This window comes from Streptomyces verrucosisporus (assembly GCF_017114865.1).
Taxonomy (GTDB): Bacteria; Actinomycetota; Actinomycetes; order Streptomycetales; family Streptomycetaceae; genus Streptomyces; species Streptomyces fenghuangensis.
Genome location: NZ_JADEYH010000016.1, coordinates 131,923 through 139,495 on the forward strand (window position 1 = coordinate 131,923; position 7,573 = coordinate 139,495).

The 7,573-nt window shown below is 73.2% G+C and carries 7 protein-coding genes and 1 tRNA gene; 4 read left to right on the forward strand and 4 right to left on the reverse strand.

Annotated elements, in window-relative coordinates:
* Positions 1-135: 135 nt before the first annotated feature.
* The 3 genes from lysA to IQ279_RS18310 all read right to left on the reverse strand — a co-directional run bounded on the left by lysA (position 136) and on the right by IQ279_RS18310 (position 2,903).
* Positions 136-1,527, reverse strand: a complete 1,392-nt coding sequence (gene lysA / locus IQ279_RS18300; RefSeq protein ID WP_206349651.1) for a diaminopimelate decarboxylase — start codon at positions 1,525-1,527, stop codon at positions 136-138.
* A 19-nt stretch (positions 1,528-1,546) separates the two neighbouring features.
* A complete protein-coding gene (locus tag IQ279_RS18305) occupies positions 1,547-2,377 on the reverse strand; it encodes a DALR anticodon-binding domain-containing protein (protein WP_206349653.1) in 831 nt (276 codons plus the stop codon).
* A 100-nt stretch (positions 2,378-2,477) separates the two neighbouring features.
* The gene (locus IQ279_RS18310) at positions 2,478-2,903 is read right to left on the reverse strand and encodes a response regulator (RefSeq protein ID WP_206349668.1); all 426 of its coding nucleotides are present in this window, start codon (positions 2,901-2,903) and stop codon (positions 2,478-2,480) included.
* A gap of 155 nt (positions 2,904-3,058) precedes the next feature.
* On the opposite strand from IQ279_RS18310, the gene IQ279_RS18315 reads away from it, so the two are divergent.
* Positions 3,059-3,130 (forward strand) — tRNA-Arg (locus IQ279_RS18315).
* 228 nt (positions 3,131-3,358) lie between these two features.
* Here the strand turns inward: IQ279_RS18315 and IQ279_RS18320 are convergent.
* On the reverse strand, positions 3,359-3,577 hold the full coding sequence (locus tag IQ279_RS18320; RefSeq protein ID WP_206349655.1) for a hypothetical protein: 219 nt from the start codon (positions 3,575-3,577) through the stop codon (positions 3,359-3,361).
* Between the two features lie 325 nt (positions 3,578-3,902).
* On the opposite strand from IQ279_RS18320, the gene IQ279_RS18325 reads away from it, so the two are divergent.
* The 3 genes from IQ279_RS18325 to IQ279_RS18335 all read left to right on the forward strand — a co-directional run bounded on the left by IQ279_RS18325 (position 3,903) and on the right by IQ279_RS18335 (position 7,532).
* Positions 3,903-5,387, forward strand: a complete 1,485-nt coding sequence (locus tag IQ279_RS18325) for an AAA family ATPase (RefSeq protein ID WP_241028321.1) — start codon at positions 3,903-3,905, stop codon at positions 5,385-5,387.
* A 115-nt stretch (positions 5,388-5,502) separates the two neighbouring features.
* Positions 5,503-6,498 carry an ArsR/SmtB family transcription factor gene (locus IQ279_RS18330; RefSeq protein WP_206349657.1) on the forward strand — a complete coding sequence of 332 codons (996 nt, stop codon included), beginning with the start codon at positions 5,503-5,505 and terminating at the stop codon, positions 6,496-6,498.
* A gap of 194 nt (positions 6,499-6,692) precedes the next feature.
* On the forward strand, positions 6,693-7,532 hold the full coding sequence (locus IQ279_RS18335) for a M23 family metallopeptidase (protein WP_206349658.1): 840 nt from the start codon (positions 6,693-6,695) through the stop codon (positions 7,530-7,532).
* Positions 7,533-7,573: the final 41 nt, after the last annotated feature.

Below are 7,573 nucleotides of genomic sequence, written 5' to 3' on the forward strand. Positions count from 1 at the left end.
GTCTCACGTACGGATGACGGGATCCCCCGTTCCATCCAGCATGCGAGACGTCATCCTCCGTTTTTGAGACGGCCCGGTGAGGGGCCGAATGCCCGGGCGGCGTCCGGCGGTGTACGGACGCCGCCCGGACCGGGCTCAGCCGACGTCCAGGCCGAGCAGGTCCTCCTCCGTCTCGCGCCGCACGATCACCCGGGCCTCGCCCCCCGAGACCGCCACCACCGGCGGCCGCAGGGAGTGGTTGTAGTTGCTCGCCATGGACCGGCAGTACGCGCCGGTGGCCGGGACGGCCAGCAGGTCGCCGGGGGCCAGGTCGGCGGGGAGGAAGGCGTCGCGCACCACGATGTCGCCGCTCTCGCAGTGCTTGCCGACCACGCGCGAGAGCATCGGCGCGGCCTCGGAGGCGCGGGAGGCCAGCGCCACGGAGTACTCGGCGTCGTACAGCGCGGTGCGGATGTTGTCGGACATGCCGCCGTCCACGCTGACGTAGGTGCGCAGGCCCGGCAGCTCCTTGACGGTGCCGACCTCGTAGAGGGTGAAGGTCGTCGGACCGGCGACGGCCCGTCCCGGCTCGACCGACAGCCGCGGCGCGGCTAGCCCGGCGGCCCGGCACTCGTGGGCGACGATCTCGTGCAGCGCCCTGGCGATCTCGTGGGGCTCGCGCGGGTCGTCGCCGGGGGTGTAGGCGATGCCCAGACCACCGCCGAGGTCGATCTCGGGCAGCTCCACACCGTGCTCGTCGCGGACCTCGGTCAACAGCTGCACCACACGGCGCGCGGCGACCTCGAAGCCGGCCATGTCGAAGATCTGCGAGCCGATGTGGGAGTGGATGCCCACCAGCTCCAGGCTGTCCAGCTTCAGCACCCGCCGCACCGCCTCGGCGGCCTGCCCGTCGGCGAGCGCGAGCCCGAACTTCTGGTCCTCGTGGGCGGTGGCGATGAACTCGTGGGTGTGTGCCTCCACCCCCACCGTCACCCTGATCTGCACCCGCTGGCGCCTGCCGAGCCGCTCGGCGATGTGCGCGACGCGGGCGATCTCCTGGAAGGAGTCCAGCACGATCCGGCCGACCCCGGCCTCCACGGCCCGCTCGATCTCGGCGGTGGACTTGTTGTTGCCGTGCAGCGCGATGCGCTCGGCGGGCATCCCGCCGGCCAGCGCGGTGGCCAGCTCACCGCCGGAGCAGACGTCGAGGTTGAGGCCCTCCTCGGTCAGCCAGCGCACCACCGCGCGGCACAGGAAGGCCTTCCCGGCGTAGAACACGTCGGCCTCGTCGCCGAAGGCCTCGCGCCAGGCGCGGCAGCGGGCCCGGAAGTCGTCCTCGTCCAGGACGTAGGCGGGGGTGCCGAACTCCTCGGCCAGCGCGACGACATCCAGCCCCCCGACGGTGGTCACCCCCCGCTCGTCGCGGGCGACGGTACGGGACCACACCCGCGGGTCCAGGGCGTTGAGGTCGGCGGGCGGCGGGGTGTAGTGCCCCTCAGGCAGGACGTCGGCGTGGCGGGGCCCGGCGGGGTGTGCGGAACGGCTCATGGTCGCTTCGTGCTCTCCATCACAGATGTACGGGTGCGGTGACGCCCAGCCGGGACAGGCCGCCGGCCAGCACCGTCCCGGCGGCCTGGGCCAGGGCCAGCCGGGCGCGGTGGGCGGCCAGGGGTTTGTGCTCCCCGGCCGGCAGCACGGACGCGTGTATGCCGAGGAGGCCGTCGGCGACCGTCTCCAGACGGCGGGCGAGCCGGCCGGCGTCGCCCAGCGCGGCGATCCGCTCGTACTCGGCCAGCGCCCCCAGCAGATCCGCCTCGCGCGGCGCGTCGTAGGCATACCCGCCCGCCCCGGCCTCCGGCGCGAAGCCGAGGGCGCGCGCGCCGCGCAGCAGCGCCCGGGCGCGGGCATGGGCGTACTGGACGAGGAAGAGGGGGTTGGACTCACGCTGCTCCAGCAGCCCGGGGCCGGGCTCCACGCCGGTGGCGGCGGCCCACTCGCAGACGTCGCGCGCGGGGTCGGTGCGCTCCGCGAGCGCGTACTCCCCGTCCCGTGCCGCCAGGGCCTCCACCAGCTCCGCGCGGGCCCCGCCCGCCACGGTGATGTTGAGGAACCCGGGCCCGGCGACCGCCACCTCGGCGATGCCGGCCTCGCGCGCCAGCCGCTCCCGCAGGACCTCGGCCACGCTCCGGGCGGGCCGTCCGGTGACGGCGGCCAGCCGCAGCGCGGCGTTGGTGGCGTAGTCCCCGCAGCCCGGCCGCGGCGGGGGCCCCACGGTGATCCGCTCCGGCAGCCCGTCCAGCGCCTTCAGCGCGCCCGGGGTCAGCTCGCCCAGCGCACCGTCGCCGGCAGCGCGGCGCACGGTGCGCAGCACAGTGCGCGAGAGCTGGGCGGGAGTCACGCGTCAAGGGTATGGGAGGGAGGGCGGGGAGGCGCGAACGTGTTTCAAGGGATGACACGCACCTCACACCGGCCGGCCCCGGCCGGTGCGCCACACGGGCTCACCCCGGCCGCCCCACGACGGGCTCCGTCCCGCACCCACCGCCGCTGCCGCGCCCGCCGGCGGCCAGCCGCCGCACCGTCCGTACCAGCTCCACCGGCTCGAACGGCTTGGCCACGAACGCGTCCACCGCCGCCGCCCGCGCCCGCTCGCTCCCCAGCTCCGACCGCGTACAGGCGCTGACGATCGCCAGGGGGATACCGCGCGTCCGCTCACCGGCGCGCAGCCGCTCGGCGGTCCGCAGGCCGTCCAGCCGGGGCATGGCCACGTCGAGCGTGATCACGTCGGGCCGCACCCGCTCCACGATCTCCAGACACTCGGCACCGTCGGCCGCGGTCACGACCTCGAAGCCTTCGAGTTCGAGGTTGACCCTGATCAGCTGCCGGATGACCTCACTGTCGTCCACCACGAGGATCCGGCCGGACATGCCAGGCACACCCCAGAGAGTAGGCCCGCACCTCCGCCCGCGTCCGGCTTTCCCCCTTTTCCGCCCGCCCGGCGCCCGCAAACCCTGTCCGATCCACCCCCGGGAAGCTGGTAGTGTTCTACCTGTCGCAGCGATCAACCGACCGCCGCAGACAGGCCCCCGTAGCTCAGGGGATAGAGCAACGGCCTCCGGAGCCGTGTGCGCAGGTTCGAATCCTGCCGGGGGTACCTCGCAGAAGGTACCGACAGACCCCGCCACCAGCCACGACGCTGGGTGCGGGGTCTTCGTACGTGCGCAGCCGGACGCCGCCGAAGGCGGCCCGATATCAGCGATCACGCAATAATGCCGTAGTAGCCGGAAGCCGCTTCCGCCCAGTTCGAGTCCCGGTTTCGGACCACGCGCGGACCAGTCCCCGGACATGCAGAGAGCCCCGGATCTCTCCGGGGTTCATAGGCTCAGCGGGCACGCCCCTCGCCGTCTCGTCCCGCTACCGGCTTCCCGGCAGCGGGGAGATCACGAACGAGTGCGTAGACGGCGATCAGAAAGACGAGGGCCCCGCCTACTGCCCACAGCGCGGACGCCCCTGCCTGGTACTCACCTGTGCCGATGAAGAGGAACATCGCGCCGCCGAGGGCGCCGAAGGCTGAGATCAGCGTGCTGATGCGGTTGGTCACGCGTACATCTTCGGCGACGGCGGCATGCCTGCACAGGAAGGTTCGATCCGTAGGACGGGCTTTGCAGCACCTGGCACGGACCCGGGACGCCCCCGCCCGTCAGGTCGAGCACGACGACCTCGGCGAACTCGTTCAGGTCCGCTGTGACGGAAGGCGGCCCGCGCCGCCGGGAGTCAGGTACGGGCCCCGCGTAGCCGGACGCGCCGGTAGCGGTTCGGGATACGCGCCTCACCGAGTCGAGCGTCCTCGAACGGACGCCGGTCAGCCGATCGTGAACGAGTCCCGACAGCATGAATAACTCCAGTTATAATAGATGCACCTATTCATGCAGAGGTGCACTGTGGACAAGCCCGCCGAGATGTTCGACCGCGACTTCGAATGGGCCGAACTGACCCGCTTCGCCACCCTGCCCGGCCCGCGCGCCACCCTGGGCGTGGTCTCCGGCCGGCGCCGCCAGGGCAAGACCTTCCTCCTGGACGCCGTCACACGGGCGAGCGGCGGCTTCATGTTCACCGCCACCGAGACCACCGAAGCCGACGCCCTGCGACAGTTCGGGGAGGCGCTCGCCCGACACCGCGGCCAGCCCACCCCGTTCCGCTTCGCCCACTGGGACGAGGCGGTGACCGAGCTCATGCGCATCGCCGACGGAGGCAGCCCCACCGTCGCGGTCATCGACGAGTTCCCCTTCCTCGCCAAGGCCTCCCCCGCCCTCCCCTCGATCATCCAGCGCGCCCTCGACCCCGCCGCCCAGCACTCCAACACTCCCGTACGGCTCCTGCTGTGCGGCTCCGCCCTGTCCTTCATGGGCGGGCTCCTCGCCGGCAACGCCCCGCTGCGCGGCCGTGCCGGGCTGGAACTCGTCGTGCCCACCCTGGACTTCCGTCTCGCCGCTGAGTTCTGGGAGATCACCGACCCGCGCACCGCGCTGCTCACTCACGCCATCGTCGGTGGCACCCCCGCCTACCGCCGTGAGTTCACACAGGGGGACGCCCCCACCGGCCCCGAGGACTTCGACGCGTGGGTCGCCCGCGCCGTCCTCAACCCCGCCCGTCCTCTCTTCCGCGAGGCCCGTTATCTGCTCGCGGAGGAGCCCGAGCTCCACGACACCGCGCTCTACCACTCCGTCCTGGCCGCCATCGCCGCCGGGAACACCGCACGCGGCGGCATCGCCGACTACCTCGGCCGCAAGTCCACCGACCTGGCCCACCCGCTCAGCGTCCTCCATGACGTTGGCATGATCACCCACGAGGCCGACGCCTTCCGCCGCAACCGCTCCGCCTACCGCATCGCCGAACCCCTGATCGCCTTCTACCACGCGGTCATGCGCCCCGCCTGGGGCGATCTGGAGCGCCCAGGACGCGCGCCCGCCGTCTGGCGCCGCGCCCAGTGCACCTTCCGCAGCAAGGTTGTCGGCCCGCACTTCGAGCAGGTCTGCCGCGAGTGGGCCCGCTGGCACGCGACCCCCGCCACCCACGGCGGGCAGGTCACCCGGGTCACCGCCGGGACCGTCAACGATCCCGCCGCGAAGACCGGCCACGAAGTCGACGTCGCGGTGCACGGCGAGACCGACAACGGCCGCGAGGCACTGCTCGCCATCGGCGAGGCCAAGTGGAACGACGTCATGGGCATGGGGCACCTCGAACGCCTCCGGAAGATCCGCGCCCTCCTCGTCGCGCGCGGCACCGCACACGACACCACCCGGCTGCAGTGCTACAGCGGCGCCGGCTTCACCGGCGAACTGCGCCGCCTCGCCGAGGAAGACCCCACCGTGCAGCTGATCGATCCCGTCCGTCTGTACCGCGGCGACTGATCCGATCACGGGTACGCGGTGGCACGGTCGCGCGGGACCGTTCAACCCGGTTCGGCGGTGGGAAGGTTCCCGCTGGAATCGGCCCGGCGGGGCCGCGGCCTCGACGGGATGTGCCATGTTGCATGTGCGCTTCGACAGCGGGGAGTTGGCCCGGTTGCGGGTGGCGCGGCGGACCGATCCGCTGTGGGAGGCCGTACTGAGTCTGCACCTGCTGCAGAACCGGCAGGCCGCGCTCGTCTTCGATCCCTGGCGGCACGAGGTGCGCGCCGTGCTGGAGCGGCGCCGGATGGTCCCGCTGGTCCGGGAGCTGATGCGGCTGTGCCCGCCGGCCCCGTACTTCCCCGACTTCCTCACTCCCGGCTGCGGCGAGGACGACCTGGACACGGCTCTGGAGCGGGTGCTGGCCACGCCCCGGCGGCGGCTGGCCGAGGAGCTGGCGCGGGTGTACGTGCGCGGTCCGGTGCCGCGGAGCGTGCGGTGGGTGGCCGGGGGCGGGGCGGAGGCGCTGCGCTGGCTGGGGGAGGCCCTGCGCCGCTACCACGACGTGGCGGTGGCCCCGTATCTGGCGGCCGTCCGGGCGCAGGCCGCGGCCGACCGCGCCCGCCGGGGCGAGGCCGCCCTGACCGGGGGCGCGGAGGCGCTGCTGGCGAGCTACGCCGCGCCCGAGGGGTGGGAGTGCGGCAGGCACGCGCTGCGCGCCCCGTATCCGGTGGAGCGTGAACTACCGCTGGATGGAAGGGCGTTGACGTTGATGCCCGGCTTCTTCTGCGTCCGCACCCCGCTGGTGCCGGCGGACGACTCACTGCCGCCGGTCCTGGTGCACCCGCTCTCCCCCGCGCCCGGCTGGCTGGCCCGGCTGCGGCGGGACGAGGCGACGCCGCCGGTGGCGCAGCTGATCGGCGGTACGCGCTCGCGGGTGCTGGAATTGCTGGACGAGCCGGTGACGACCACCTGCCTGGCATCCCTCACGGGCCTGGCGCCGTCGACGGTGAGCCACCATGTGGCGGTGCTGCGGGACGCGGGGCTGGCGGCCTCCCGGCGGGACGGGATGCGCGTGCTGCACCGCCGCACCCCGCTGGGCACCGCCCTGCTGGCCGGCCGCGTCCCCTGAACCGGGCACCCGGCGGCTGTCATCTCGGAAGGCCGGGAGTCCTTGGCACGCAAGACATTCCAGCTGGTTCGAAAGGCTCCCGCCGCCCGTTGTGAGCCGGCGCCGGTCCGGTTACGTTCCCACCGTCCCGCAGCCGGCGGCCGGCGCGTTCCGCGGGCTGCGTCCCCCACCCTCACACCACGAGGAGCCACCGCATGTCTTCGCGATCCCTCACGCCCCCCGCCTCACGGCGCCGGCCGCTCCGGCGGTTCCTGGCCGCGCTGGCCGGGATGCTGGCCGTACTGGCCGGAACGCTCACCGCGGCTCCGGCCGCCGCGGCGGCGGAGGCCGGCACGCTGGCCGCCCCCAACTTCAAGGCCCCCTACGCCTGCGGCCAGAGATGGACCTACAGCCACCACTCCGCTGAAGTGCGCCGCGCGCTGGACTTCGTCCGCGCAGACGGCGGCTCCACCGCGGGCGCCCCCGTCCTGGCCTCGGCGGCGGGCACGGCCACCCGGCACTACCAGGCGGGCGGCGCGGGCAACTACGTCGTCGTCGACCACGGTGGCGGCTGGAAGACGTACTACTTCCACCTGGCGTCCTTCTCCGTGTCGAGCGGCGCCTGGGTCGGGCAGGGGCAGCAGATCGGCACCACCGGCAGCACCGGCAACTCCTCCGGCGCCCACATCCACTACGAGCAGCTCTACAACGGCGTCGGGCAGAACATCCGCATCAACGGCTCGGCCCTGGCCTACCCCGGCGGCTACCACCAGTACTACCTCACCAGCGACAACGGCTGCGGTGGCGGGAGCGGCTTCACGACCTGGGGCTCGGGCGTGCGCGTGCGCGCCGACGCCTACCTCTCCTCGGCCGTGGTGACCACCCTGTCCGGTCCCACCCACGTCACGGTCGTCTGCCAGAAGCAGGGCGACACCGTCAACGCCGAGGGCTACACCAACAACTGGTGGAGCAAGCTCCGCGACCAGGGCGGCTTCATCTCCAACATCTACATCGACCACCCCTACGCCAAGCTGCCGGGCGTACCGAACTGCTGACGCGCCGCGCGGCGGAACGTGACACGAGGGGTCCGGCCGTG